Here is a 25,302-nt window from a genome sequence, read left to right as displayed (position 1 = left end):
AGGTCTTGCGTCGCCTAAGGGTGAGTCGCTCCCCGGATGATCCGTCAGTCGAATTGTTTGCGAAGAAAAAAACGCTTGTGGCCGGGAGGGAAATCATCGAGATGCCCGAACTCGGTGAACCCATGTCGCTTGTAGAACTCGGGGGCCTGGAAATCGAACGTGTCGAGCCAGAGGCCGACACAGCCCCTTTCACGCGCGACATCCTCCGCCATGCGGATCAGGCGTGAGCCTGTGCCTTGACCTCTGGTCTGCTCAGGTATGGCGAGCAACTCGATGAAGAACCAGCGATAGAAAACCTCCCCATGAAGCCCGCCAATGATCTCGTCGGTCACCTCGTCACGCACCAGCAGAGCGATGCTCTCTGGCTTGGGATCGCCTGCTCGGGAAGTGTTATGAGCCCGCAAAGGCTTGAGGATGGCTGCGCGTTCTTCTTCCCCTGGCCCGACCATCATGTCTATTCGAATCGCCATTGCTAGTCCTTTAGGTTGTCACGCTGGGGGATAGGCCTTGGTATCCATCCTGTTGTGGATTGACTACCGACCGACACTCTACCGCAATGAATGGGTAAATGGTTCATGGTCCTGTGGCCGGTCAGCGCCACGCCGCCAGGCGTACCAGCGAGGGCAGCAGCAGTGCCCAGATCGGCGCCAGCAGCGTGGCGGTGGTGATCACGCCCAACGGCAGGTCGACCTGCGCCAACCGGGCACCGGCCAGATAGGCCAGCGGTCCGCCCAAAGCGCCGAGCAGCGCCCCGCGCCAGAACGGTCGGCCGACCCAGGCCAGGCTGTAGCGCAGGCCGCTGGCCAACACCAGCCACAGCATTGCAAGCCACACGGGCAGCGGACGGCTGTCGAAAGCGAACACGCCAAGCGCGCCGAGCAGGCTATCCAGCAGGCAGCCGGCCAGCGTCACGCGCAGTAGCGCCCGTGCTTCGCCAGGGCGATCCTGGCACAGGTACACATGCAGCGCCATGATCGGCGGCACCACAAACAACAACCCGGGCCATCGTGCCCCGAGCACACACAGCCACCAGCCTGCCTGCAGCCACAGGGCATTGGCGATCAGCCAGCCATGGCGCATGGGTCAGTGCCCGGGCAACGGAGCGCGCCGTGCCAGGGGGGCGGCCCACAGCAACTGGGCGACGCCGATGGCTCGCTCCTCGAATCCGCCCTGGCAATAGCACAGGTAATACTCCCACAGGCGCTGGAACATTTCGTCGTAGCCGAGCGCCGCCAGCACACCGCGTGCCTGGCGCAGGTTGTCGTGCCAGTGGCGCAGGGTGCGGGCGTAGTCCAGGCCGAAGTCCTCCAGGTGCACGAGGTTCAGCCCTGTCTGGCGGCTGGCGGTGTCGAGCAGCACGCTCAGCGACGGCAGGGCGCCGCCGGGGAAGATGTAGCGCTGGATGAAGTCCACCGAGCGCCGGGCCTGGGCGTAGCGCTGGTCGCGAATGGTGATGGCCTGCAGGAGCATCAACCCGTCGGGCTTGAGCAGCGCGGCGCACTGACGAAAGTACACGGGTAGGTAACGGTGGCCGACGGCTTCGATCATCTCGATCGAGACCAGTTTGTCGAAGCTGCCTGCCAGGTCGCGATAGTCCTGGCGCAACACCGTCACGCGTTGTTCCAGTCCCAATGCCTGGACGCGCTGCAGGGTGAAGGCGTACTGGGCTTCGGAGAGTGTCGTGGTGGTGACCCGGCAGCCATGTCGGGTCGCGGCGTGGATCGCCAGGCTGCCCCAGCCGCTGCCGATCTCCAGCAGGTGATCCCGCGCACTCAGTTCGAGCTTGCTGCAGATCTGCTCCAGCTTGTTCAACTGGGCCTGCTCCAGGGGTTGCTCGGGGTGCTCGAACTGGGCCGCCGAGTACATCATGGTCGGATCGAGCAGGTGTTCGAACAGGACGTTGCCCAGGTCGTAGTGGGCCAGGATATTGCGTTTGGCGCCGCGTCGGTTGTTGCGGTTCAGGCGATGCAGCAGTCGTAGCAGGGGACGCCCCAGGCGCGCCAGGCCACCTTCCAGGGCGTCCAGTACCTCCAGGTTGGCCACGAACAGTCGAGTCACGGTCGCCAGGTCCGGGCTGTGCCAGTAGCCGTGGATGTAGGCTTCGCCGGCACCGATCGAGCCATTGCCGGCCACCAGGTTCCAGGCGGCATCCTCAAGAATTTCCACTTCGGCCTGCAGCGGGCTGGCGGCGTCGCCGAAGCTCCATTGCTGCCCCCCTTCGCGCAGCCGCAAGTGGCCGTGGCGCAGCTTGCCCAGTTGCGCCAGCACCGCGCTGCGGGCCAGCCCACCCAGCAGCGGTGTGAGGCCTGCGGATTTGCTAACGCTCAGGGTGGGGTTCGACATGGTCGGGCTCCTCGCGGTGATGGCCGAGCGCCAGGGTGCCCTGGCTGGCGGTGTGGTCGTGAACGGGGACACGCTTGAGCAACAGGCGCAGGGCTTGCCAGTAGATGGCTGAAACGGTGCGCAGGCTCATCCAGGGGAAGGACAGCAGGTAGCGATGCAACGCGGCGCGGTCCAGCGGCTGGCGACGCACGGCGAGGTCGGCTTCGAAGACCTTCTGGCCGTCTCGCCAGTTCTCCATGTGCACGTGAATCCGCTGCGCATCCAGATGGAAACGCAGGTGGTAGTCCATGGCCATTGGCAGGAACGGCGACACGTGGAAGGCCTTGGCCATGATGAATGGCTGGTCAAGACCGTCCCGCACCGGGAGCACATAGTGAAAACGCTCGCGCCACGGCGTGTTGCGCACTTCCAGCAGAATCGCCGTCAGCTGTTCGTCGCGGTCATGGCAGAAGTACAGGCTCACCGGGTTGAACGACAGCCCCCAGCTGCGCAGCTGGGTCAGCAGGCGCACCGGGCCTTCGGGAACCTGGCCGGTGGCCTGGGCGACCAGCCGGCGGGCGGCCTGGGCCAGCGGCTCGCCCTTGCCGGTCAACGCCGGCAGGTAGTCGGTCTCGCGCCAGCTCAGGGGCGCCAGCCGCCAGCGTCCCACCCAGCGCGAAAGGCCCAGCAGCCGGGCCTGCTCGTCGAGGTCCAGGTAGAACATGCCGATCCGGTAGCGGAAGGCATGCGGCCAAGGCCCCAGGCGCCGATGGCTGACCCAGCCCGGGCACAGGCTGCTGTTCACAATTGCTCTCCGAAGTGCTCGGCGACCTTGAGCGCACTGACCACGCCGTCCTCGTGAAAGCCGTTGCCCCAGTAGGCGCCGCAGTAGTAGCTGTGGCGCTGGCCCTGCAGATCGGCCTGGCGGGCCTGCGCGGCGGTGGCGGCGAGGCTGTATTGGGGGTGGGCGTAGTGGTAGCGGGCGATGATCCGAGCCGGGTCCACCTGCGCGGTCTGGTTGAGGCTGACACAGAAGGTCACCGGGGCCTGGATGCCTTGCAGGATATTCATGTTGTAGGTCAGCGCGGCCGGGGCCTGTTCGGGACCGCCCAGGCGGTAGTTCCAGCTGGCCCAGGCCTTGCGCCGGCGCGGCAGCAGGCGGGTGTCGGTGTGCAGCAGCACGTCGTTGCTGGCGTAGGTGATGGCCCCGAGCACCGCGCGCTCAAGGGTGCTGGGCGCTTCCAGCAAGGCCAGGGCCTGGTCGCTGTGGCAGGCGAACACCACGTTGTCGAAGCGCTCGCTACCGGCCTTGCCGTGCAGGGTGACGCCGCCTTCGTCGCGGCTCACCCGGTCGACCTTGCACGCCAGGCGGATGCGCTCGGCGAACGGCCGGCACAGCGGTGCGACATAGCTGCGCGAACCACCCTCGACGACCCGCCACTGCGGACGCCGGTTCACCGACAGCAGCCCATGGTTGCGACAGAAGCGCACGAAGAACTGCAGGGGAAAACCGAGCATGTCCGCCCGTGACATCGACCAGATCGCCGAGCCCATCGGCACGATGTAGTGCTCGACGAAGCGCCGGCCGTAGCCCTGTGCCTGGAGGTAGCCGCCCAGGGTGGTGGACGGATCGATGCGCCCGCCGTCCAAGTCGGCCAGGGCCTGGCGGTTGAAACGCAGGATGTCGCGCAGCATGCCCCAGAATCCCGGCGACAGCAGGTTGCGCCGTTGCGCGAACAGGGTGTCGAGGTTGTGGCCGTTGTATTCGAGGCCACTGTCCGGGTCATGCACCGAGAAGCTCATCTGGGTCGGACGCGAGGCGACCCCGAGCTGGTCGAGCAGGCGGATGAAATTCGGGTAGGTCCAGTCGTTGAACACGATAAAGCCGGTATCCACCGCGTGGCGCTCGCCACGCCAGGGCACTTCGACGGTATGGGTGTGGCCGCCGATCCAGTCGTCGGCCTCGAACAGCGTGACCTCGTGGCGGCGCGACAGCAGGTGGGCGCAGGTCAGGCCGGCGATGCCGCTGCCAATGATCGCGATGCGCATGGGGGCTATTCCTGTGGCCGTCTTGCCAGGCGTCGACCCAGCGCCAGGCGCCAACGCGGTGGTAGCGCGCCGAGCAGGCGCAGGGCCAGGGTGAACGCAGCGGGAAAGTTGATTTCCAGTGGCCGCCCGGGCAGGCGTCGGGCGATATGGCGGGCGGCGCGTTGCGCCGTCCAGCGCTGGGGCATGGGGAAGTCGTTGCGTCGGGTCAGGGGCGTGTCGACGAATCCAGGGCTGACCAGGGTGACATCGATGCCTTCATTGGCCAGGTCGATGCGCAGTGATTCGACCAGGTAGCGCACGGCGGCCTTGGACGCGCCATAGGCGCCGGCCCGGGGCAGGGCGAGCCAGGCCACCGAGCTGCCCATCACCACGACATGCGGGCGTTCGCTACGGCGCAGCAAGGGCAGGGCGACGGCCAGGCAATGACACAGGCCCAGCACGTTGGTGCGCATCACGCGCTCGACCAGGTCAGGGTCGAATCGACCCGGCTCCAGGTATTCACAGGTCCCGGCGTTGAGGATGACCCCGTCCAGCGCGCCCCAGGCCTGCTGCAGTTCCCCGGCGATCAACGCCAGCCGTTCGCGGTCGTCGATATCGCCAAGGGCCGCCAGCGCCTGCCCGGGAAACCGTTCGAGCAGGGGCGCCAGGCGCTCGGCGCAGCGGCCTCCCAAGGCTACCTGGTGTCCCTGTTCCAGCAGTTGTGCGGCCAGTGCAGCGCCGATGCCGCTGCTGGCGCCGGTCAGCCAAAAGCGGCTCATGCCAGCCGACCCTTGAGCCAGCGAATGGCGCCGCCCATGAGCGGGACATGTTCATAGAGCAGGGCACCGGCGTCGAAGTAGTCCTGGTGAATCTGTACACGTTGATGCCATTGCAGATGGCTGCAGCCCTGCAGGCTGATGGGCCGGCCGCTGGCCAGGCGGGGATGGCGAAAGTGCAGGGTCCAGCGCAGGTAACCCTGCCCGGGCCGGACTTCGTCGGCGCCGGTGAAGGCATAGCGGATGTCGTGGGCGTTGGCGTAGAGCTGGGCGAAGTACGCCTTCAGGGCCGGCAGGCCATCGATCCGGTGCAGCGGATCGCGAAAGCTGACATCTTCGCTGTACAGGTTTTCCAGCAAGTCCAGGTTGCCCCGGTGCAGGCGGGCGAAGCATTCGGTGAACTGCTGCAGGTAGTCTGACATGCGCGGCTCCGGACAATCCTGTACAACGATGGCTAGTTGTACAGGTATGACTGAAGCCTAGGACTAAAATTGTACAAATACAATCTTCTTGTACAGCTTTTCCGTCAGCGTCCGGTCGCCGCCAGCGCCTCGCGCAAGCGCGCGACCTCCGCCTCCAGCTCGCGCACTTTCTCCTCGGCGGCTACCTGGGCCGTGACATCGCGCTGGATACCGATGTAATAGGTCAGCTGGTCGGCTTCGTTGCGTACCGGCGTGATCGACAGCTCGTTCCAGAATGGGCTGCCATCCTTGCGGTAGTTGCGCAACACCTGGCGGCAGGGCTGGCCTGCGCGGATCGCCTGGCCGATGGCGGCGACGCCCGGCTGGTCATGGTCGGTGCCCTGGAGAAAGCGGCAGTCCTGGTAGAGGATATCGTCCGTGGCGTAGCCGGTGAGCCGTTCGAAGGCGGGGTTTACGTAGATGAGAATGCTGTCGTTGCCCTCCTGCTCGGCGACGACGATGCCATCGTTGGACTGTTCGACCATCAGTTGCAGGAGTTTCGCGTTGATCATGGAGCTCACCTGTCGGATCGTGTGTGCGAATGCGCAGCGTAGCTTCCGTGCGAGAACCTCGGGCGCGTCTGCCGACCATGATGACCCAAGCAGGCTCGCCGCAACAGGTACCCGTGGAGTTAGAATGTGCCTTCACCCATTCGAACCTTGGCCATGACCGACGCCCCTTCCTTTGACTTGCTGCCCATGCGCGACGTGGTCAGCCTGACCGGCATCAACCCCGTGACGTTACGCGCCTGGGAGCGCCGGCATGGCCTGATCAGCCCTCAGCGCACCGAAGGCGGACACCGGCTGTACACGGCCAGGGATGTCCAGCGCATTCGCGACATCCTGCGTTGGACCGGCAACGGCGTGCCCATCAGCAAGGTCGGCGGGCTGCTCGCCGGCCAGCCCGAGGCACCCCCCGCGCAGGACGATGCCTTTCACGACTGGCGCCAGGCCGTTGTCCGGGCGACCAAGACGTTCGACGCGCAGGCGCTGGAAGGCATTCACGGGCAGCTGTTCACGCTGTTGCCCAAGGCCTCGGTGATGCACGAGGTGTTCATGCCGGTGTGGCGCGAGCTGGCCGAAGGCGAGGCTTTCGGCGAGCGCAGCCAGTGGCTGTTCCTGGACACCTTCCTGCGCGCCCGCCTGCTGTTGCGCCTGCACATGAACCAGGCCGATGCGCCACGGGTGCTGCTGGCCGGCGCCGAGGGCCTGGCCGAGCTGCAGTTGTTGTGTGCCGGCCTGCTGCTGAGCGATCGGCGGCAACGCATCGAGGTGCTGGGGGCTGGGCAGCCGCTGGAGGAGCTGGCGCTGGTGTGCGGGGCAATCCAGCCGGCGGTGCTGGTGGTCGCGGTGCAGGGGCCGGTAAGCGCGGCCTTGGCGAAACGACTGCGTTCGTTGCAGATGGAGATCTCTTGCCCGCTGGCCTTGGTGGGGGAGGGGCTGGGTGCTTCGCAGGCGGTGTTGCAGGGGATTCCGGTGTGCCTGCTGGACGAGCGCGACCCGCAGGCGCCCGGCATGCTCGATGCTCTGCTCAGGGGCGCCCTGGACCTGTGACGGCTACCTACAGCGCTTTCATCTCCGCAATATCCCGCGCCACCTGATCCGCGGAGCGGTCGAACATCGCCTGTTCCTGCGCATCCAGCGGCAGCTCGATCACCTTCGTGATGCCTTCGTCGGAAAGCACGCAGGGAACCCCCATGGCGATATCCGTGCGCCCGTACTCGCCCTCGAGAATCGCCACCGCTGGCAGGATGCGGCTGCGCCCGTTGGCAATCGCATCCACCATCTGCGCGATCGCCACGCCTGGCGCATCGCAGGCGCTGCCGACCTTCTTCAGGGCAAGGATCTCGCCGCCACCTTTACGGGTACGCTCAACGATCTGCTCGATCTGCTCACTGGACAGCAAGTGCGCCAGCGGCACCGCACCGACCGTGCAATAGCGCATCAACGGCACCATGCTGTCGCCGTGCCCGCCCAGGACCAGCGCCGTGATATCCCGTGCCGAAAACCCGGTCTGCTCGGCGATGAAGCACTTCATGCGCGCGGTATCCAGCACTCCCGCCTGGCCGAACACTTTGTCGCGGCCCAGGCCACTGAGGCTCCAGGCCCGGTAGGTGAGCACGTCGACCGGATTCGACACCACCAGTACCGTCGCGCTCGGCGCATGCTGTTTCACATCGCGCATGATGCCGTCGAGTATCGGCAGGTTGATGGCCAGGACATCCTGGCGCGACTGGCCAGGCTTGCGCGGCACACCCGCGGTGATCACCACCAGGTCGGAACCCTGCAGCAACCGGGCATCCGACCCGCCGTGCACCTTGGTGTCGGACCCGGACTCCACCGCCGCCTGCCAGACATCCAGCGCCTTGCCCTGCGCCAGTTCACCCTGGACGTCGATCAACGCCAGTTCCCGGCAGAGCGCGTCCCGGGCGATGACCTGGGCCGCTGCCTCACCGACGATACCGGCACCCACGATTGATAGTTTGTTCACCTCGCACCTCCTCGCGGCTCGCGTTATCAGCAACACACGCGCCTGTACAGGGAAGTATTGCCTGCCCGGGCGAAAAGGCTACCCGCAGGTGGAGCCCTGTGGGCCCTTAGAACCATTCCTTTCAAGGCTTTTGCAATTTTTGGGATATGGTCGCTCTAGTTCAAGATTGCCGGGGCTGCTTTGCAGCCCTTTCGCGACACAAGGCCGCTCCTACAGGGGCACGCGGTAGCCTGTAGGAGCGGCCTTGTGTCGCGAAAGGGTCGCAAAGCGACCCCGGCAATTCCGAGTCGGACGCCAAATCTCAAAACCTTCAAAGGCCTGACCCTCAGAGTACTTTGACCGCCCTCCCGATGAACTGCACAGGCCCGGTCGGTCGCCCGCTGGCAGAGCCACCCGCATTCTCCAGGGTCAGCTCGAACAACTGGTTGGGCTCAACCGCAGGCAGGCGCTCCAGCGGCACGGTGACCTGCTCCCCAGGTTTGATCAGACCAAGCGAGATCGGTGCAGGCCACTGATCACCCTTGGTCCAGAACTGCAGGACCTTGTCTCCCGGGACCTCGGACTTGTCCAAGGGAATCAGCTGGACCTGACCCGCGTCACGGGCCTGGACCACCCAGCCAGGTGCCTGGGTGGCGGGCGCCACCAGCACGACCAGGTAGGTAGTGACAGGCGGGCGTGCTGTCAGCAATGCCAGGGCGAGCAACAAGCTCGCTGCCAGGCCGGCACCAGCCAACCCTTGCCACAGCCCCAGGCGTTGCCACCATGAGCGGCGGGCAAGGCGGTCGCCCAGACTACGGTTGATCCGTTGCCACAGTCTGGGACTGGGCGGCTGGGGCGCGGCCAGCGCGTTCAACCCCAGCAGCCGCTGCTCCCAGGCGTCCACGGCGTCACGCAGTGCACGATCGCTATCCAGGCGTCTGAGCACCATATCCTGCTGCTCGGCCGACAACGTGCCCAGCACATACTCGCCGGCCAGTTGCTCGAGGTCATCGGCGCTTTCGCTACCCGGCTCGTTGGTCATCCCATGCACTCCCGCAGCGCCTTGAGGCTGCGTTTGATCCACGACTTGACCGTACCCAGCGGGGTATCGAGCAGGCGGGCGATCTCGGTATGGCTGCAACCGTCGACGTATGCATGCAGGATGCACTTGCGCGGCGCGGTCTCGAGCTGGTCGAGGCAGCGATGAATCCTCGGCGCATCGGCCTGCAGGGTCATGTCATCGTGATAGGGCGCGATATCGACCATGGCGACATCGTCGACCACCACTTCTCGGCGGCTATCGCGTATGAAGTTCAAGGCCAGGTGCCGGGTCAGGCTGTACACCCAGCCACGCGCTGAGCCTCGGGCCGGATCGAAGCTGGCCGCGCGGGTCCAGATGCGGATGAAGGCGTCATGGACGATGTCCTCGGCGGTGGCGTGGTCGCGGGCGATGCGCCAGGCCACACCGAGCAGCCGGGCACCTTCCTGGTCGTAAAGCGCCTGCAGGGCGCCGCGATCGCCCCTGGCACAGGCCTGGAGACAGCGCTCGTAGTCGAATGGCGTCGTGGGCAGGTTCAAGATCGGGCCGATCCTCATGCTACCGGGAGCCCCGGCCGGTCGGCCGGGGACTGTCGATGAGCGTAGCTCAAGGGGGCTGGCGCGCAGGCCCTCAGTTGGCGGCCCAGAAGATGTAGTCGGCCTGGTACTTGACGATCTGCTTCTCGCCCTTGTTCTGCGCCGTGCAGGTGGTCTGCGGGGCGACGCCGCCGCGGGTGGCCAGGCGCTGGACGAAGCTGACGCCGCTCATGGCGCCCTTGCCCTCGGCGGGATTGGCCTTGACCAGCTGGAACGGCAGGTCACCCTTGGCCGCCGGGGCGATGGCCAGCTGCGTGCCGGTGATCTTCGAGCCGTCCTTGGCCTGCCAAGTGGCAGGCGGGCCGAAGTAATCGCCCACGGCCTTGCCGGCCCGGTCCTTGAGCACGGCCTTGGGGCCGACGAAGGTCCATTCGGTCTGGCCGGGAGCGTCGGCCTTGTCGCGGCATTCGTAGGTAATTTCGCCGACACCGACGGTTTCCAGCGCTACCTTGTGACCGTCCGGCACCTTGACGGCATCGGGGACCCCGGTCTGGGCGTGGGCGGTCGGCAGCAACATGGCCAGGGCGAGGCCGCAGGCGGGCAGGAACGAAACGTGTGCGATGTTCATCGAGCGATCTCCTGGTGGGGACATGGCAGGGCACTCAGGTGTTGCCCTGAGGTGAATACCCACCAGAACGGGATCTGGATGCACCCAGGCGTAAAAAGAGAGACCTGGCCAACGAAGCGCAAGGTGGCCAGCGGTCTTCCTCCGATATCGAGCGCTCATCGGGCAAGGCCGTTTCTTTACGCTTTCTTTATGCCGGCCTTTGCAGGTTGAGAAGATACTGGCGCGGTTTTTTCTGCCCCCCAGCCTGCCTGCCCGAATTCAGTGTTTACGCAATACTGACGAGACGTTACCTGTGAGCCAATCCGCAATCGTTGAAAACCCGTCCCACGCCAACAAGAGCACGGGCGTCGGCCTGCTGGTCGCCGCCGTCGGGGTCGTCTATGGCGACATCGGCACCAGCCCCTTATATACGCTCAAGGAGGTGTTCTCCGGCCATTTCGGCGTGCAGGCCAACCTCGAAGGGGTGTTGGGCATCCTGTCGCTGGTGTTCTGGTCGTTGATCTGGGTGGTCTCGGTGAAGTACGTCCTGTTCATCCTGCGCGCCAGCAACCAGGGCGAGGGCGGGATCATGGCGCTGACCGCGCTGGCCCGGCGCGCGGCACGTCCTTATCCGCGGCTGAGCAAGGTGCTGGTGCTGCTGGGTCTGTTCGGCGCGGCGCTGTTCTACGGCGACAGCATGATCACCCCGGCCATTTCCGTGTTGTCGGCGGTGGAGGGCCTGCAGCTGGGCATCGACGGCATCGAGCACTGGGTCGTGCCCTTGGCGGTGGTGGTGCTGGTCGGGTTGTTCATCATCCAGAAGCACGGCACGGCGCGTATCGGCATCCTGTTCGGGCCGGTGATGGTGCTGTGGTTCGTGGTGCTGGGGGCGCTCGGCATCCATGGCATCGTGCAGCGCCTCGAGGTGCTGCAGGCGCTGAACCCGTCCTGGGCGGCGCACTTCTTCGTGGCTCATCCGGGCATCGGTGTGGCAATCCTGGGCGCCGTGGTACTGGCCTTGACCGGTGCCGAGGCGCTCTACGCCGACATGGGGCATTTCGGCCGCAAGCCGATTTCCCGCGCCTGGTTCATCCTGGTGTTGCCGGGCCTGGTGTTGAACTACTTCGGCCAGGGCGCCTTGATCCTCAACAACCCGGCGGCGGTGCGCAACCCGTTCTACCTGCTGGCCCCGGAGTGGGCGCTGTTGCCGATGGTCGCACTGGCCACCCTGGCCACTATCATCGCCTCGCAGGCGGTGATCTCCGGCGCATTCTCGCTGACCCGCCAGGCCATCCAACTGGGCTATGTGCCGCGCATGTTCATCCAGCACACCTCCAGCGAAGAGCAGGGGCAGATCTATATCGGCATGGTCAACTGGGCGCTGATGGTCGGCGTGGTGCTGTTGGTGGTCGGCTTCGAGTCCTCCAGCGCCCTGGCGGCGGCCTACGGTGTCGCGGTAACCGGCACCATGCTGATCACCACGCTGTTGGCCTCGGCGGTGGTTCTGTTGCTGTGGAAGACGCCGCGCTGGCTGGCCATCCCCTTGCTGCTGGGCTTTCTGCTGGTGGATGGCCTGTACTTCGCCGCCAACGCGCCGAAGATCCTGCAGGGCGGCGCCTTCCCGGTGATCGCCGGCCTGGCGCTGTTCGTGCTGATGACCACCTGGAAGCGCGGGCGCAGCATCATCGTCGAACGCCTGGATGAAACCGCCTTGCCGCTACCGCTGTTCATCGCCAGCGTGCAGGCGCAGCCGCCCCATCGCGTGCAGGGCACGGCGGTGTTTCTCACCGCCCGCTCCGATGCGGTGCCCCACGCGCTGTTGCATAACCTGCTGCACAACCAGGTGTTGCACGAGCAGGTGGTGCTGCTGACGGTGGTGTCGGAGGATTCGCCGCGGGTGACGGAGGACAAGCGCTTCGAGGTCGAGGCGTTCGGCCAGGGCTTCTTCAGGGTCAACCTGCACTTCGGCTTCATGGAGGAGCCTGACGTGCCCCTTGCGCTCAGCCACAGCAGCACGGCGGAGCTGGACTTCAGCCCCATGCGCACCACCTACTTCCTGAGCCGGGAAACCGTGGTGCCGACCAAGCGGATCGGCATGGCAAAGTGGCGCGAGCACCTGTTTGCCTTCTTGCTGAAGAACGCCAACAGCAACTTGCGGTACTTCAAGTTGCCACTGAACCGGGTGATCGAACTGGGGACCCAGGTCGAGATGTGAGGGGCCATCGTGGGGAGCCGGTAGCTTACGATCCTGAATGGCGATGCTGACATCAGGCCCAGATCTGCGGGACGTCTTTTTCGGGGTCGATGGCCTTGAAGGTGTCAGCGGTTCTCATGTCGCCATCGGGCCGGGGTGATTCCCACTTCGTTGCGAAAGGCGCTGGTGAAGTGGGGCTGGCTGTTGAAGCCCAGATCCAGGGCCACCTCGATGATCGGGTTGTCGGTCTGCCTGAGCATCTCCTGAGCGCGAATGATCTTGCGGTGCAGGATGTAGGCGTGGGGGGTGTAGCCGGTGTGTTGTTTGAACCTTGCGGCAAAACGACAGCGGCAGGCGCCAAAGACAGTGCTCAGTTCAGTCAGGGTAATGGCCGAGTGCAGATTGTCGTTGATGTACGCAAGCGTGCGCTGGATGCAGCGCCTGTCACCATCCTTGCCGGGCGATCGCTCGGTGTTCGCTGCGTTTGCCGGGGGCAGTAAGTCACCCGGATCTCTAATGACGGTCGCCATCTCATGCTTCCCATACGGTCAATTGGGTTAGCAGCAGTCATGGACTCGATGCAGGCTTGAGTGAATCAATATAGGCGAGCCTCGCGAAAAGTGAAGCGGCGGCCTGCGGGCCTATCTGATCGGTCGGCCTCAGTCAGCTGCCAGCAAGGCGTGCGACTGTTCGTCGTGCATTCGGTCAGTCCTTGACCGATTTTGTAATTCCACTCCCGGTGCTTCGCCCACACTGGTGTCTCTCTACCTTTGCTGCAAAGGACAGTCCTCCGGTTGCGATCTAAACAATCCCGACGTACGGATCACCCACTTTGAGTGACGGGGAGGCACGCACTACCCGGCAATTATTCCATTCTTTACCTGAACGCAGGCGGCTGCTGGCGGGCGTTCGCGCCGTAGCTGCCTGCTAGAAAACGGTGACCAAGGATATCGAGCAGGAGGCTGAAAGCCACTGCTGAGAAAATTTTATTTTCCTCTTTATACTATAGGGGGGTATAGTATGATCATCTCAGCGGCGAAGGGGAGCAGTAGTTCCCCGGCGCCTTGAAGAGAAGGAGAAGGCTCTTCGCCGTGCCAGAGGTATTGGCGGGCAGGTCTGGAGGCGGATCCGACACATGCCGCGCCTGTGCAACAACAGGCAGCAGTGCGCGGCGCGATCAACGGCCTGATGGCGGTCGTTCTGGAAAGCCATCTTCGGGAGGATTTGCCTGACAGAGGGGCGAGGACGACTCGCAGCAACGTTCCATTGACGAAACCAACTCCATCGTTCGGTCGTTTCTCCGCCTGCCGAGTCCAAGCGAACCGGGTGGCGGAGACCCACTCAAGAAAGGAAGTGACATCATGAAATCACGTGCAGCCGTGGCCTTCGGGCCAGGAAAACCACTGGAAATCGTCGAAATCGACGTCGAGCCACCACGCAAGGGTGAAGTGCTGATCAGGGTCACCCACACCGGCGTTTGCCATACCGACGCGTTCACCCTGTCGGGTGACGATCCCGAAGGCCTCTTCCCAGTCGTGCTGGGCCACGAGGGTGCCGGCATCGTCGTCGAGGTTGGCGAAGGTGTCACCAGCGTAAAACCTGGCGATCACGTCATTCCGTTGTACACCGCCGAGTGTGGCGAATGTCTGTTCTGCAAGTCGGGCAAAACCAACCTGTGCGTGGCTGTGCGTGCCACCCAGGGCAAGGGCCTGATGCCGGACGGCACCACCCGCTTCTCGTACAACGGCCAGCCGCTGTTCCACTACATGGGCTGCTCGACCTTCAGTGAATACACCGTCGTCGCCGAGGTATCGCTGGCCAAGATCAACCCGGACGCCAATCCGGAGCACGTCTGCCTGCTGGGTTGCGGTGTGACCACCGGCATCGGTGCCGTACACAACACGGCCAAGGTGCAACCCGGTGACTCGGTCGCGGTATTCGGCCTCGGCGGTATCGGTCTCGCCGCGATCCAGGGCGCACGCCAAGCCAAGGCGGGCCGCATCATCGCCATCGACACCAACCCGGCCAAGTTCGAACTGGCACGCCGCTTCGGTGCCACCGAATGCGTCAACCCCAAGGACCACGAGAAGCCCATTCACGAGGTGCTGATCGAGATGACAGGTTGGGGGGTCGACCACACCTTCGAGTGCATCGGCAACGTCAATGTCATGCGTTCGGCGCTCGAGGCCGCCCACCGCGGCTGGGGCCAGTCGATCGTCATCGGCGTGGCCGGTGCTGGCAAGGAAATCTCGACCCGTCCGTTCCAGTTGGTCACTGGCCGGACCTGGAAGGGCTCTGCCTTCGGCGGCGTCAAGGGGCGTACCCAGCTTCCGGGCATGGTGGAAGACGCGATGAAAGGCGAGATCGACCTGGCGCCGTTCGTCACCCACACCATGGGGCTCGATGAAATCAACGAGGCGTTCGACCTGATGCACGAAGGCAAGTCGATTCGCACCGTTATCCACTACTGATCACGACCTGATCATTCAATACCCATACTTAAGGAAACACATTAATGGCTACTCCAGTAATTTCCGGTAACGACATCTTCTCCCACGTGTTCTTCGGCGCCGCCGACATTCAGAAATCGGCCGCGTTCTTCGATGCCGCCCTGGGTGCCCTGGGCATCAAGAACCTGGGTCCATTCGGTAACGATTGGGTGCTGTACGGCCGTGACAAGCCGGCGTTCATCATCGCCCGTCCGGGCAATGGCGCGGCACCCACCAGCAACGGCGTGACGGTCGGCTTCGCCGCCGCCACCCCTGCCGAGGTGGATGCGTTCCACGCTGCCGGCCTGGCCGCTGGCGGTACCGATGAAGGCCAGCCGGGTCCACGTGGTCACCTGCCGGGTGCCTACGCGGCCTACCTGCGTGATCCGGCCGGTAACAAGGTCTGCGCTTACGCGTTTGTCTGAAACCCGGGAGGCGTGAGGTCGTGGTGAAAGGGCAGGGACCTGCCAGGACGATCTCACTCTCCACCTTGGCCGCGACCGCTCATGGCATGCCCGCTCATGCCTGGCGGTCAGCGGTTCTCGGAGCCCTGATCGGCTGATTCGCGCTCCGAACTCGCCTTCATGGCCGAAGGCGATCAACCAGCACGCACGGACTGAGCGTTCACTGCGTGATGCAAGAACCACAGCATTCAATACAGGCCAGTGGGCGGCGTCGGTCATCGCGCCAGCGCATCACTGGGTTGCACCTTTCATTGCTCGTACATCCAAGACGACATCTGGCCTTCGTGGCGAGGTGGCGCCTGGGCACCGCTTCGTCGAGACAAGGAGAACATCCATGGAACGCATTGAACATCACGCCAGCTTCGAGGGTTGGCAGGACGTTTATCAGCATGAGTCCACCGTGCTTGGCTGCACGATGAGGTTTGGCATCTACCTTCCGCCCCAGGCCGAGCATCAGGAACGCCCGGTGCTGTACTGGCTTTCTGGGCTGACCTGCAGCGAACAGAACTTCATCACCAAGGCGGCGGTACAGCGTTATGCCGCCCGGCACGGGATCATTGTCGTCGCCCCCGATACCAGCCCAAGGGGGGAGTGTGTCGCCGACGACGCGGCCTATGACCTCGGCCAGGGGGCGGGTTTCTATGTGAACGCCACACAGCTGCCCTGGAGCGATCACTTCCAGATGTACTCCTACGTGGTCGACGAACTGCCGGCGCTTATCGAAGCGAACTTCCCGGCGTCGTCAAAACGCAGCATCAGCGGGCATTCCATGGGCGGGCATGGTGCCCTGGTCATCGCGCTGCGCAATCCAGGTCGTTACGCCAGTGTCTCGGCGTTTTCGCCGATCGTGGCGCCTACGCAAGTCCCATGGGGGCAGAAGGCCCTGGCGGCCTACCTGGGCGAGCACGACCTGGACGCCTGGAAGCGGTACGACACGGTCGAACTGATCCGCACTGCGCAAGAGCGCTTGCCATTGCTGGTCGATCAAGGGCTGAACGATGAGTTTCTCGAGTCCCAGTTGCGACCGGAACTGCTGCGTGCCGCGTGCGAACAGGCCGGTCACCCGCTGACGCTCAACCTGCGACCAGGCCATGACCATAGCTACTACTTCATTTCGAACTACCTGAGCGGACACATGGCCCACCACGCGGCTGCGTTGAATCGCTGAACTTTGGGAGACCCTGATGATGAAAAAGACCTCTGACAAACGGCATCATGTCGTCGTCGTTGGCGCGGGTTTCGGCGGGTTGGACGTTGTCAACGGCTTCTGTGGCGCCGACGTCGATATCACGATCATCGACCGGCGCAACTATCACCTGTTTCAGCCCTTGTTGTACCAGGTGGCCGGGGCGTCGCTGTCGACCTCTGAAATCGCCTGGCCGATTCGCTACCTGTTCCGCAACCGCCAGAATGTGCAGACGCTGATGGCCGAAGTGCAGGGGGTCGATGTCGACGCCCGGCAAGTCATCCTCGACAACGGTTCGACCGTTGGCTACGACACGCTGGTACTGGCCACGGGGGCGACGCATGCCTATTTCGGCCATGACGAGTGGGAGCCCCACGCCCCAGGCCTGAAGACCCTGGAGGACGCGGCCACGATCCGTGGGCGGATTCTGGATGCATTCGAACAAGCCGAGCGCTCCAGCAACCCGACGGAGCGTGCCGCGCTGCAGACGTTCGTGATCATCGGCGGCGGACCGACCGGCGTCGAGTTGGCTGGCACCATCGCCGAACTGGCGAAAGACACGCTGGCGAATGACTTTCGCGCCATCGATCCGCGCGCCACACGCGTTGTCCTGATTGAGGCCGGCACACGCCTGCTGCCGGTATTTCCCGAAAAACTATCGGACTACACCCGGCGAGCGCTGGAAAAGCTCGGTGTGGAAGTGGCGCTGGGCTCTCCGGTAACCGACTGCTCCGACGAGGGGGTGATCGTCGCAGGCAAGCCGCTCGCGGCCAAGACCATCGTCTGGGCGGCTGGTGTACAGGCTTCTCCGGCGGCACGTTGGCTGAACGCCGAGTCGGATCGCGCCGGAAGGGTGCTGGTCAGGCCGGACCTGAGCGTTGCGGGTCGTCCCGAGATCTTTGTTATCGGGGATACCGCGGCGTCGGCGATGGCGGATGGCAAATATGTACCGGGTATTGCACCTGCGGCCAAGCAGCAAGGCAAGTACGTGGCCAACCTGATCAAGCGGCGGCTGAAAGGCAAGCGCGTCGATGAGCCGTTCAAGTACAAGCACCAGGGCAATCTGGCTACCATCGGTCGCAGCCTGGCGGTGATCGACATGGGGCGTATCAGGTTGCGCGGGGCGATCGCCTGGTGGATCTGGAAGCTGGCGCACATCTACTTCCTGATCGGCGTGCGTAATCGCTTGAGTGTCGCGCTGAGCTGGGTGTGGAACCACAGCGTCGGCTACCGGGGTTCACGCCTGATCATGCGCACCGGTGAGCAGGGGAGAAATACGCCAGGTAAATCCGCTTCGGTGGATTGAGGGCACCGAGTAGGCTCGTCGGCTTGGCGGAGCGTGTCGTTTTCAATGATGGCGGCTTCGGAAGCGGAGGGTGCGTTTCAAGGGGAAATTCGACTAGCATGGACGCGCTCGATCCGAGCGACGAATTTCAACCATTTGCATGACTTTATACTGCACGGGAGTATAGTATTAGGCATGCACGTAACCCTTGAAGGTGTTCGATGCCCCACAACCCTCGCGAGAAAAAACAAGCGCTGACCCGCGTGCGCCGCATCAAAGGTCAGGTAGGTGCCCTTGAGCAAGCGCTGGATGACGGGGCCGAGTGCGCTGCGATTCTCCAGCAGCTTGCGGCGGTCCGCGGCGCCGTCAACGGCTTGATGGCGTCGATCCTGGAAAGCTACCTGCGCGAAGAATTCCCGCAGACCGAGGACAGGAGCGATTCGCAGAAGCAGACGATCGACGACACGATCTCCATCGTGCGCTCCTACCTGCGCTAGCCATCGTCGTTTTCGGGGCAGTCGGGGGGCGCTCACTTTCTGGCTTGCGCCGGTTATCCAGGGTCATGCCCAGGGTACCGGGCGTCAAGCGCGTTACCCTTCAATCAAAGAGACAAGAGGCCGTCATGAAACAGCCGCCCCTCTCCGATACGCCCCCGCGACCCACTGCTTCCACCAGCGTGTATGGCATGCCAGCCCACGCCGGTCGTGCACTGGCCGTTGATGAAGTGCATGCACGTCCGCACCTGCTTATCCAGGCGCCCCGGGGCTTGCTGCAGTTGGCCTTCATGACCGAAGGCGATCCTGCCCGGGATCAGCAGGCAATGACCGAATTGTCCCAGCGCCTGGGCGTCGCGCAGCCCGACAGTGGCGCGGCGCTTCACGGCCTGACCTGGGACGAAGGTGACCTGCATTGCGAAAAGCACACGGAGTTCTCGACCTACCTGTGGAGCGCCGTGCTCGATCCCGATACCGCAACGCCCTGCGGGGAGAACCCGTTCAAGCACGGCTTCGTCGCGCCTGGCCCGGTGATTTCCGGAGTTCGGCTGAATGTGCTGCCTTGGAGCGCAGCAGCTGAACAGGAGATCGATCGTTTCGACCCCGTCAGCCTGTGCTATTCGGTGGTGGAGAACGGTGCCGCCGCGATCGTCACCGACTTTCGGCAGGATGCCGATGGCCTGACCAATATCCTGGTGCTCGACCGTGGCCTGACCCAGGCGCGGGCAGGGGCGCTCGTTCAGCGCCTGCTGGAGATCGAGACCTACCGCACCCTGGCATTGCTGGCGCTGCCGCTGACTCGCTCGATGACCGTGGACCTGCGGCGCATGGAGTCGCAACTTGCCGCCATCACTGACCAGATGCGCACCGGCAAGGGCGCTCGCCGGGATCACGACGTGCTGCTGGCCGAGCTGACCACCCTGGGCGCGGAGCTGGAGGCCGGCGTGGCGGCGAACCTGTATCGGTTCGGCGCCAGCCGGGCCTACCACGAAATCGTCGAAGAGCGGCTGGATGCGCTGGCGGAGGCGTCAGTCGCGGGGTACTGCACCTGGCGAGACTTCCTGCATCGGCGCATTGCCCCGGCGATGCGCACCTGCCAATCGGTCAAGGAGCGTCAGGCCAAGCTTTCCGACAAGCTGACACGCGCCATCGCGTTGCTGCGCTCGTGGATCGACGTCGAGCTCGAGCGTCAGAACCGGGACCTTCTGGCCTCGATGAACAACCGCGCCAAGTTGCAGTTGCGCCTTCAGCAAACCGTTGAAGGCTTGTCGGTCGCGGCCATCTCCTATTACGTCGTCAGCCTGCTGGCTTATCTGCTCAAGGGTATTCCAGGGGTTCACGACAAGGTGGCGCCTGAGCTTGTGATTGCCGGGCTGGTGCCCGTGGTCATCCTGGCAATCTGGTGGACGGTCCGGCGAATCAGGCATGCGCATGGGGACCCTGCAGGAGAAGAGCGATCGTCCTGACGCGGTCATCGCGGCCCGGCGACCATCATGTGCGAGGCCTCGGCCCGCGGCCACCCACCAACAGCAGGACACGAACCCATGTCGAACCCTTCATACGGTGAATCCTCGTGCAGCGCTGCGGCCAGTGGCCTGGTGCAAGTGCGCGGCGCGCGGGAAAACAACCTCAAGGATGTGGACGTCGCCATCCCGCGCAATGCGCTGGTAGTGTTTTCCGGGGTCTCAGGCTCCGGCAAGTCCTCGCTGGCGTTCGGCACGATCTATGCCGAGGCGCAGCGGCGCTACTTCGAATCGGTGGCCCCGTATGCGCGGCGGCTGATCGACCAGGCGGGCGTGCCCGACGTCGACGCCATCGATGGCCTGCCCCCCGCGGTCGCCTTGCAGCAGCAGCGGGGGGCGAGCAATGCGCGCTCGTCGGTGGGCAGCGTGACCACACTGTCCAGCCTGGTCCGCATGATGTACTCGCGGGCCGGCGCCTATCCGGCCGGTCAGCCGATGCTCTACGCCGAGGATTTTTCGCCGAACACCCCGCAAGGAGCCTGCCCGGCCTGTCATGGCTTGGGCCATGTGTACGAGGTGACGGAGGCGACCATGGTGCCCGACCCGTCGCTGAGCATCCGCGAGCGTGCCATCGCGGCCTGGCCGCCGGCCTGGCATGGCCAGAACCTGCGCGACATCCTGGTCACCCTGGGTTATGACGTCGACCGCCCCTGGAAGGATTTGTCCAAGCAGGACCGAGACTGGATTCTGTTCACCGAAGAAACCCCGACAGTGCCGGTCTACGCGGGCTTCACGCCCGCCGAGACCCGTGCGGCGCTCAAGCGCAAGCTCGAGCCCAGCTACATGGGGACTTTCACAGGTGCCCGCCGCTATGTGCTGCACACCTTTGCCAACACGCAGAGCGCTTTGATGCGAAAGCGCGTGTCGCGCTACATGGAGGGCCGGCTGTGTCCGACCTGCCAGGGCAAGCGCCTCAAGGCCGAGTCGCTGTCGGTCACCTTTGCCGGCGTGGATATCGGCGAGTTCACGCAAATGTCCCTGGACCGCCTGGCGGCATTGCTCGAACCCATTGCCCAAGGTGATTTTCATGGGCACACGGCCGGGGAGGGGACTAATCGGGAGGCGACACGCCGTGATCGGGCGGCGCGTGCCGAGAGTGGCCGCGCAGTCCATGCGGTATCGCCTGACGTGCGACGTACCTCGGCGCTTTCGGAGGAAAAACGTCTCGCCGCGCAGCGCCTGGCCGCTGGCGTGATGGCTCGCCTGCGCCAACTGCGTGGATTGGGCCTGGGCTACCTCACACTCGACCGTGCCACGCCGACGCTGTCGGCGGGCGAGTTGCAGCGTTTGCGTCTGGCCACGCAATTGAGTTCCATGCTGTTTGGCGTGGTGTATGTGCTCGACGAGCCTTCGGCAGGCCTGCATCCCTCCGACAGCCAGGCACTGTACGACTCGCTGGACACGCTGCGCGATGCCGGTAATTCGCTGTTCGTGGTCGAGCACGACCTGGACCTGATGCGCCGTGCGCAATGGCTGGTGGATGTCGGGCCGGATGCGGGGGAGCGCGGCGGCCGGGTGCTTTACAGCGGCCTGCCGGAGGGCCTGCGAGACGTTGCCGAGTCGCGCACCGCGCGTTATCTGTTCGATGAGGCGTCCGCGCCGGGCAGCCGTGAACGCGAACCGGCCGGATGGCTGGAGCTACGCGGCATTCGGCGGCACAACCTGCAGGGGGTGGATGCACGCATCCCGCTGGGTGTGCTGACGGCGGTGACCGGCATTTCCGGCTCGGGCAAGTCCAGCCTGGTCGCCCAGGCCCTGCCGGAGCTGTTGCTGCTGCACCTGGGGCACGAGCCCGAGGACGATGCGGCTGAAAATGCCGAGCACGAAGGCCCAACGGTGATCGAAGCCACGGGTGGTCATCTGGCCGGTAATGTCGAGGTGATCCAGCGCCTGGTCCAGGTTGACCAGAAGCCGATTGGTCGCACACCGCGTTCCAACCTGGCCACCTACACCGGCCTGTTCGATCATGTGCGCAAGCTGTTCGCCGCCACGCCGGACGCCCGTCGTCATCGCTACGATGCCGGGCGGTTCTCCTTCAATGTGCCGAAGGGCCGTTGCGAGACGTGCGAAGGGGAGGGTTTCGTCAGTGTCGAACTGCTGTTCATGCCCAGCGTTTATGCACCATGCCCGACCTGCCATGGCGCGCGCTACAACGAGGCCACCCTCGAAGTGCGCTGGAACGGGCGCAACATCGCCGAAGTGCTGCACATGACGGTCGAAGAGGCCCATGACTTTTTCGCGGGCGAAGCGGCTATCGCGCGGCCGCTGCAACTGCTGTGCGAGATCGGGCTGGGCTACCTGCGCCTGGGGCAACCCGCCACCGAGCTGTCGGGGGGCGAAGCGCAGCGCATCAAGCTGGCCACGGAACTGCAGCGAAGCCAGCGCGGCCGCAGTCTGTATGTGCTCGACGAGCCGACCACCGGGTTGCATGCGTCGGATGCCGACCGTCTGTTGGTGCAGTTGCAGCGCCTGGTCGAGGCCGGCAATACCGTGGTGATGATCGAGCACGACATGCGTGCAGTGGCCCAGGCCGACTGGGTGATCGACGTGGGGCCGGGCGCGGGTGAGGCAGGTGGACGGATTGTCGCGACCGGGACGCCTCGACAGGTGGCTGAGGTGGCGGATAGCCGGACGGCGCCGTTTCTTGCGAAGGCGTTCAAGCGCACGCGGTAACTCCCAGTCGAGCGGTGATGGGCGTCAGGCTTGCAGCAGATTGACACCCAGACCAGCAAGGGCGCAGGCAAACAGCACCTGAATCACGCCACGCTTGAAGCGGAACAAGGCGACTGCCGCAGCAAACGCGATCACCGCTGAGGGCCAGTCGAATGCCCCACTGAAGCCCTTTGGCCACAGCACGTGGTAGCCGAAGAACAGGGCCAGGTTCAGGATCACTCCCACGACCGCCGCGGTGATGCCGGTCAGCGGTGCGGTGAACTTCATCTCGTTGTGCGTCGACTCCACCAACGGGCCACCCGCGAGGATGAAGAGGAACGATGGCAGGAACGTGAACCAGGTGACCAGGCTCGCCGCGACTGCACCGGCAAGAAACGGGTGCTCGGTACCGAACATGGGATGCACGTAGCCCCCAACGAAACCGACAAAGGCGACCACCATGATCAGTGGTCCCGGCGTGGTTTCCCCCAAGGCGAGGCCATCGATCATCTGGGTTGGCGTCAGCCAGCCGTAGTGCCCGACAGCGCCCTGGTAGACATAGGGCAGCACCGCGTAGGCACCACCAAAGGTCAGCAGTGCGGCCTTGGTGAAGAACCAGCCCATCTGCGTCAGGGTTGCGTCCCAGCCAAACGACAGCGTCAGCAGCCCCATGGGCAGGGCCCAGAGTGCGGCACCAACCAGCAGCAGGCGCAACAGGTGGCCCCAACGGAATCGGGCATGCTCGGGAGCCGGGGTGTCGTCATCGATCAGTGCCGGGCCATGGTTACGCTTTGCGGTTGCGTGACCGCCACCGATCACGAACTGGGCTGGGGCAAGGCGGCCTCCCACATAACCGATGATCGCGGCGACCAGCACGATCAGCGGGAACGGCACGTTGAGGGCAAAGATGGCAACGAATGAAGCGCCGGCCATGGCCCACAGCCAGCCATTCTTCAACGCGCGTGAACCGATCCTATGGGCCGCGTGGACGACAATCGCCGTGACCGCCGGCTTGATGCCATAGAAGATCCCTGCGACTACCGCGACCTCACCGAAGGCGATGTAGACCCAGGACAAACCGATCAGGATGAACAGTGAAGGCAATACGAACAACGCGCCGGCAATCACCCCGCCCCGGGAGCGGTGCATGAGCCAGCCGATGTAGGTGGCGAGCTGCTGAGCCTCAGGGCCGGGCAACAACATGCAGTAATTCAGTGCATGCAAGAACCGCTTCTCGCTGATCCAGCGCCGGCGTTCGACCAGCTCCTGATGCATGATCGAGATCTGCCCTGCGGGCCCGCCGAAGCTGATGAATCCCAACTTGAGCCAGAACCGGAAGGCTTCAAACAAACTGACCGGCTGCCGGGTGGCTTGCGAAGGTGGCTGTGTGTTCACAGCGGAGGGAATATCAACCATTTTGAGCTTCCTCACTTGCGAAAGCCGTCAGCAGGCCATCGAAAATGCCCTCGGCTACCGTTGTCAGTTGATCGTCATCGCCGATGCTTTCTCTCAAGCCCGCGAGCATAAGCGTTTTCAGAGGCTGCGTTCCAGCGCAGGCAGCTGCGTCGTGCGGGCTGTCGGTATCGCGCAGGGCGTGGATCGTGCGCAGGGACCTTAGATTGATCATGAGGGAAATTAAAGATCAGCTCAAAAAAAATGAGTTTGTCTCATTGTGATCGTTTACTGACAATCCCCCCATTGAATTTTTCCTTCGAAGCCGGGCAAGCAGGAAGACTTTTCAGGATCTACTTCGGGAATCAGGGTGCCGGGTCGCAATGAATAAAACCTTCACGTTCGCCATTAAAAGTATTCGTTTCGACGAGGACTATCTGCCTGCGGACAACACGCGCATCACCACCAACTTTGCCAACCTGGCCAGGGGCGCGAGTCGCCAACAGAACCTGCGCAACACGCTGGCGATGATCGACAATCGTTTCAATGCCCTGGCGCATTGGGACAACCCCAAGGGTGACCGTTATTCGGTAGAGCTCGATATCGTTTCCGTCGAGATGAAGATCGCGGGTGAGCAGGCAGGCGATGCCTTGCCGCTGATTGAGATCCTGAAAACCAGCATTGTCGATCACCAGACCAACGAGCGCATCGAAGGCATTGTCGGGAACAATTTCTCCTCTTACGTACGGGACTATGACTTCAGCGTGCTGTTGCTGGACCACAACAAAGGGCAATCCGGCTTCAGCACGCCGGAGGCGTTTGGCGAGCTGCACGGGAAACTGTTCAAGTGCTTCGTGAACTCGAGCGCTTTCAAGGAGCACTTCAACAAACTGCCGGTCATCTGCCTGAGCGTTTCGAGCAGCAAGACCTACCAGCGTACTGAAAATCAGCACCCGGTCCTGGGTTATGAGTACCAGCAGGATGAGTACTCATTGACCGATGAGTACTTCGCCAAGATGGGCCTGAAGGTGCGCTATTTCATGCCGCCGAACAGTGTCGCGCCGTTGGCGTTCTACTTTGCCGGCGACCTGTTGGGGGATTACACCAATCTCGAGCTGATCAGCACCATCAGCACGATGGACACCTTCCAGAAGATCTACCGCCCCGAGATCTACAACGCGAACTCGGCGGCAGGCAAGTCCTATCAACCTAGCCTGAAACACCAGGACTACTCGTTGACTCGAATTGTCTACGACCGCGAAGAGCGCAGCCGTCTGGCCATTGAGCAAGGCAAGTATGCGGAAGAACAATTCATCAAGCCGTACCACGCCGTGCTGCAGCAGTGGTCCGCTCACTACGCTGTTTGATCGATCGAATACACAAGG

At 63.9% G+C, this 25,302-nt stretch carries 24 protein-coding genes and 1 pseudogene; 11 read left to right on the top strand and 14 right to left on the bottom strand.

Going from position 1 to position 25,302, the window contains the following annotated elements; genetic code table 11:
• Positions 1-44: 44 nt before the first annotated feature.
• From V0R62_RS03255 to V0R62_RS03220, 8 genes are all read right to left on the bottom strand, one after another.
• On the bottom strand, positions 45-470 hold the full coding sequence (locus V0R62_RS03255; protein WP_330102723.1) for a GNAT family N-acetyltransferase: 426 nt from the start codon (positions 468-470) through the stop codon (positions 45-47).
• Positions 471-591: 121 nt separating this feature from the next.
• Complete coding sequence (locus V0R62_RS03250) at positions 592-1,080, bottom strand: DUF2878 domain-containing protein (protein WP_330102722.1); 489 nt, start codon at positions 1,078-1,080, stop codon at positions 592-594.
• Between the two features lie 3 nt (positions 1,081-1,083).
• Positions 1,084-2,343, bottom strand: a complete 1,260-nt coding sequence (locus tag V0R62_RS03245) for a cyclopropane-fatty-acyl-phospholipid synthase family protein (RefSeq protein WP_330102721.1) — start codon at positions 2,341-2,343, stop codon at positions 1,084-1,086.
• Positions 2,318-3,127, bottom strand: coding sequence for a DUF1365 domain-containing protein (locus tag V0R62_RS03240; RefSeq protein WP_330102720.1), 810 nt, complete (start codon positions 3,125-3,127; stop codon positions 2,318-2,320). Before V0R62_RS03240 ends, V0R62_RS03245 begins: the two co-directional genes overlap by 26 nt.
• Complete coding sequence (locus V0R62_RS03235) at positions 3,124-4,371, bottom strand: NAD(P)/FAD-dependent oxidoreductase (protein ID WP_330102719.1); 1,248 nt, start codon at positions 4,369-4,371, stop codon at positions 3,124-3,126. Before V0R62_RS03235 ends, V0R62_RS03240 begins: the two co-directional genes overlap by 4 nt.
• 5 nt (positions 4,372-4,376) lie before the next feature.
• Positions 4,377-5,129, bottom strand: a complete 753-nt coding sequence (locus V0R62_RS03230) for an SDR family NAD(P)-dependent oxidoreductase (protein ID WP_330102718.1) — start codon at positions 5,127-5,129, stop codon at positions 4,377-4,379.
• Positions 5,126-5,548, bottom strand: coding sequence for a nuclear transport factor 2 family protein (locus tag V0R62_RS03225; protein ID WP_330102717.1), 423 nt, complete (start codon positions 5,546-5,548; stop codon positions 5,126-5,128). The genes V0R62_RS03230 and V0R62_RS03225 overlap by 4 nt, the downstream gene beginning before the upstream one ends.
• A gap of 104 nt (positions 5,549-5,652) precedes the next feature.
• On the bottom strand, positions 5,653-6,099 hold the full coding sequence (locus V0R62_RS03220; protein ID WP_330102716.1) for a PAS domain-containing protein: 447 nt from the start codon (positions 6,097-6,099) through the stop codon (positions 5,653-5,655).
• A gap of 153 nt (positions 6,100-6,252) precedes the next feature.
• On the opposite strand from V0R62_RS03220, the gene V0R62_RS03215 reads away from it, so the two are divergent.
• Positions 6,253-7,140 (top strand): MerR family transcriptional regulator, encoded by an 888-nt coding sequence (locus V0R62_RS03215; RefSeq protein ID WP_330102715.1) that lies wholly within the window; start codon positions 6,253-6,255, stop codon positions 7,138-7,140.
• Positions 7,141-7,147: 7 nt separating this feature from the next.
• On the opposite strand, the gene V0R62_RS03210 is transcribed toward V0R62_RS03215, so the two are convergent.
• The 4 genes from V0R62_RS03210 to V0R62_RS03195 form a co-directional block, all read right to left on the bottom strand.
• Positions 7,148-8,077: a malate dehydrogenase gene (locus tag V0R62_RS03210; RefSeq protein ID WP_330102714.1), complete on the bottom strand. Its 930-nt coding sequence runs from the start codon at positions 8,075-8,077 to the stop codon at positions 7,148-7,150.
• A 325-nt stretch (positions 8,078-8,402) separates the two neighbouring features.
• Positions 8,403-9,098 (bottom strand): anti-sigma factor, encoded by a 696-nt coding sequence (locus V0R62_RS03205; RefSeq protein ID WP_330102713.1) that lies wholly within the window; start codon positions 9,096-9,098, stop codon positions 8,403-8,405.
• Entirely contained in the window at positions 9,095-9,634 is a 540-nt protein-coding gene (locus V0R62_RS03200) for a sigma-70 family RNA polymerase sigma factor (RefSeq protein WP_330102712.1), read from the bottom strand. Before V0R62_RS03200 ends, V0R62_RS03205 begins: the two co-directional genes overlap by 4 nt.
• Before the next feature lie 91 nt (positions 9,635-9,725).
• Positions 9,726-10,259, bottom strand: a complete 534-nt coding sequence (locus tag V0R62_RS03195; RefSeq protein WP_330102711.1) for a DUF3455 domain-containing protein — start codon at positions 10,257-10,259, stop codon at positions 9,726-9,728.
• Between the two features lie 292 nt (positions 10,260-10,551).
• Here V0R62_RS03195 and V0R62_RS03190 point away from each other — a divergent pair, with 292 nt between their 5' ends.
• Positions 10,552-12,453 carry a potassium transporter Kup gene (locus V0R62_RS03190; RefSeq protein WP_330102710.1) on the top strand — a complete coding sequence of 634 codons (1,902 nt, stop codon included), beginning with the start codon at positions 10,552-10,554 and terminating at the stop codon, positions 12,451-12,453.
• Positions 12,454-12,557: 104 nt separating this feature from the next.
• Here the strand turns inward: V0R62_RS03190 and V0R62_RS03185 are convergent, their stop codons facing one another.
• Positions 12,558-12,962 (bottom strand): AraC family transcriptional regulator, encoded by a 405-nt coding sequence (locus V0R62_RS03185; RefSeq protein WP_330102709.1) that lies wholly within the window; start codon positions 12,960-12,962, stop codon positions 12,558-12,560.
• 572 nt (positions 12,963-13,534) lie between these two features.
• Here V0R62_RS03185 and V0R62_RS26720 point away from each other — a divergent pair.
• The 8 genes and pseudogenes from V0R62_RS26720 to V0R62_RS03145 form a co-directional block, all read left to right on the top strand.
• Positions 13,535-13,659 (top strand): annotated as a pseudogene (locus V0R62_RS26720) (metal-sensing transcriptional repressor); the annotation flags it as partial.
• 134 nt (positions 13,660-13,793) lie between these two features.
• Positions 13,794-14,903: an S-(hydroxymethyl)glutathione dehydrogenase/class III alcohol dehydrogenase gene (locus tag V0R62_RS03175; RefSeq protein WP_186732357.1), complete on the top strand. Its 1,110-nt coding sequence runs from the start codon at positions 13,794-13,796 to the stop codon at positions 14,901-14,903.
• A 44-nt stretch (positions 14,904-14,947) separates the two neighbouring features.
• Positions 14,948-15,346, top strand: coding sequence for a VOC family protein (locus V0R62_RS03170; RefSeq protein WP_330102708.1), 399 nt, complete (start codon positions 14,948-14,950; stop codon positions 15,344-15,346).
• Positions 15,347-15,719: 373 nt separating this feature from the next.
• Complete coding sequence (fghA, locus tag V0R62_RS03165) at positions 15,720-16,553, top strand: S-formylglutathione hydrolase (RefSeq protein ID WP_330102707.1); 834 nt, start codon at positions 15,720-15,722, stop codon at positions 16,551-16,553.
• A 16-nt stretch (positions 16,554-16,569) separates the two neighbouring features.
• Complete coding sequence (locus tag V0R62_RS03160; RefSeq protein ID WP_330102706.1) at positions 16,570-17,877, top strand: NAD(P)/FAD-dependent oxidoreductase; 1,308 nt, start codon at positions 16,570-16,572, stop codon at positions 17,875-17,877.
• A 200-nt stretch (positions 17,878-18,077) separates the two neighbouring features.
• Complete coding sequence (gene frmR, locus V0R62_RS03155; protein ID WP_186732360.1) at positions 18,078-18,353, top strand: formaldehyde-responsive transcriptional repressor FrmR; 276 nt, start codon at positions 18,078-18,080, stop codon at positions 18,351-18,353.
• A 125-nt stretch (positions 18,354-18,478) separates the two neighbouring features.
• Positions 18,479-19,816: a DUF3422 family protein gene (locus V0R62_RS03150; protein WP_330102705.1), complete on the top strand. Its 1,338-nt coding sequence runs from the start codon at positions 18,479-18,481 to the stop codon at positions 19,814-19,816.
• A 78-nt stretch (positions 19,817-19,894) separates the two neighbouring features.
• Entirely contained in the window at positions 19,895-22,546 is a 2,652-nt protein-coding gene (locus tag V0R62_RS03145) for an excinuclease ABC subunit UvrA (protein ID WP_330102704.1), read from the top strand.
• A 24-nt stretch (positions 22,547-22,570) separates the two neighbouring features.
• On the opposite strand, the gene chrA is transcribed toward V0R62_RS03145, so the two are convergent.
• Entirely contained in the window at positions 22,571-23,941 is a 1,371-nt protein-coding gene (gene chrA / locus V0R62_RS03140; protein WP_330102703.1) for a chromate efflux transporter, read from the bottom strand.
• 359 nt (positions 23,942-24,300) lie between these two features.
• Here chrA and V0R62_RS03135 point away from each other — a divergent pair, with 359 nt between their 5' ends.
• A complete protein-coding gene (locus V0R62_RS03135) occupies positions 24,301-25,284 on the top strand; it encodes a DUF1852 domain-containing protein (protein ID WP_330102702.1) in 984 nt (327 codons plus the stop codon).
• Positions 25,285-25,302 lie beyond the last annotated feature (18 nt).

This window comes from Pseudomonas carassii, from assembly GCF_036324045.1.
GTDB lineage: Bacteria > Pseudomonadota > Gammaproteobacteria > Pseudomonadales > Pseudomonadaceae > Aquipseudomonas > Aquipseudomonas peradeniyensis.
The sequence above is the reverse complement of the archived record's forward strand: the minus strand, read 5'-3'. Positions and strand labels throughout refer to the sequence as shown.

Excerpts from the sequence above, each read along its gene's own strand:
- V0R62_RS03255 (WP_330102723.1), bottom strand. The coding sequence starts at position 470 with ATGGCGATTCGAATAGACATGATGGTCGGGCCAGGGGAAGAAGAACGC.
- V0R62_RS03250 (WP_330102722.1), bottom strand. The coding sequence starts at position 1,080 with ATGCGCCATGGCTGGCTGATCGCCAATGCCCTGTGGCTGCAGGCAGGC.
- V0R62_RS03245 (WP_330102721.1), bottom strand. The coding sequence starts at position 2,343 with ATGTCGAACCCCACCCTGAGCGTTAGCAAATCCGCAGGCCTCACACCG.
- V0R62_RS03235 (WP_330102719.1), bottom strand. The coding sequence starts at position 4,371 with ATGCGCATCGCGATCATTGGCAGCGGCATCGCCGGCCTGACCTGCGCC.
- V0R62_RS03230 (WP_330102718.1), bottom strand. The coding sequence starts at position 5,129 with ATGAGCCGCTTTTGGCTGACCGGCGCCAGCAGCGGCATCGGCGCTGCA.
- V0R62_RS03225 (WP_330102717.1), bottom strand. The coding sequence starts at position 5,548 with ATGTCAGACTACCTGCAGCAGTTCACCGAATGCTTCGCCCGCCTGCAC.
- V0R62_RS03220 (WP_330102716.1), bottom strand. The coding sequence starts at position 6,099 with ATGATCAACGCGAAACTCCTGCAACTGATGGTCGAACAGTCCAACGAT.
- V0R62_RS03215 (WP_330102715.1), top strand. The coding sequence starts at position 6,253 with ATGACCGACGCCCCTTCCTTTGACTTGCTGCCCATGCGCGACGTGGTC.
- V0R62_RS03205 (WP_330102713.1), bottom strand. The coding sequence starts at position 9,098 with ATGACCAACGAGCCGGGTAGCGAAAGCGCCGATGACCTCGAGCAACTG.
- V0R62_RS03195 (WP_330102711.1), bottom strand. The coding sequence starts at position 10,259 with ATGAACATCGCACACGTTTCGTTCCTGCCCGCCTGCGGCCTCGCCCTG.
- V0R62_RS03185 (WP_330102709.1), bottom strand. The coding sequence starts at position 12,962 with ATGGCGACCGTCATTAGAGATCCGGGTGACTTACTGCCCCCGGCAAAC.
- V0R62_RS03175 (WP_186732357.1), top strand. The coding sequence starts at position 13,794 with ATGAAATCACGTGCAGCCGTGGCCTTCGGGCCAGGAAAACCACTGGAA.
- V0R62_RS03170 (WP_330102708.1), top strand. The coding sequence starts at position 14,948 with ATGGCTACTCCAGTAATTTCCGGTAACGACATCTTCTCCCACGTGTTC.
- fghA (WP_330102707.1), top strand. The coding sequence starts at position 15,720 with ATGGAACGCATTGAACATCACGCCAGCTTCGAGGGTTGGCAGGACGTT.
- V0R62_RS03160 (WP_330102706.1), top strand. The coding sequence starts at position 16,570 with ATGATGAAAAAGACCTCTGACAAACGGCATCATGTCGTCGTCGTTGGC.
- frmR (WP_186732360.1), top strand. The coding sequence starts at position 18,078 with ATGCCCCACAACCCTCGCGAGAAAAAACAAGCGCTGACCCGCGTGCGC.
- V0R62_RS03150 (WP_330102705.1), top strand. The coding sequence starts at position 18,479 with ATGAAACAGCCGCCCCTCTCCGATACGCCCCCGCGACCCACTGCTTCC.
- V0R62_RS03145 (WP_330102704.1), top strand. The coding sequence starts at position 19,895 with ATGTCGAACCCTTCATACGGTGAATCCTCGTGCAGCGCTGCGGCCAGT.
- chrA (WP_330102703.1), bottom strand. The coding sequence starts at position 23,941 with ATGGTTGATATTCCCTCCGCTGTGAACACACAGCCACCTTCGCAAGCC.
- V0R62_RS03135 (WP_330102702.1), top strand. The coding sequence starts at position 24,301 with ATGAATAAAACCTTCACGTTCGCCATTAAAAGTATTCGTTTCGACGAG.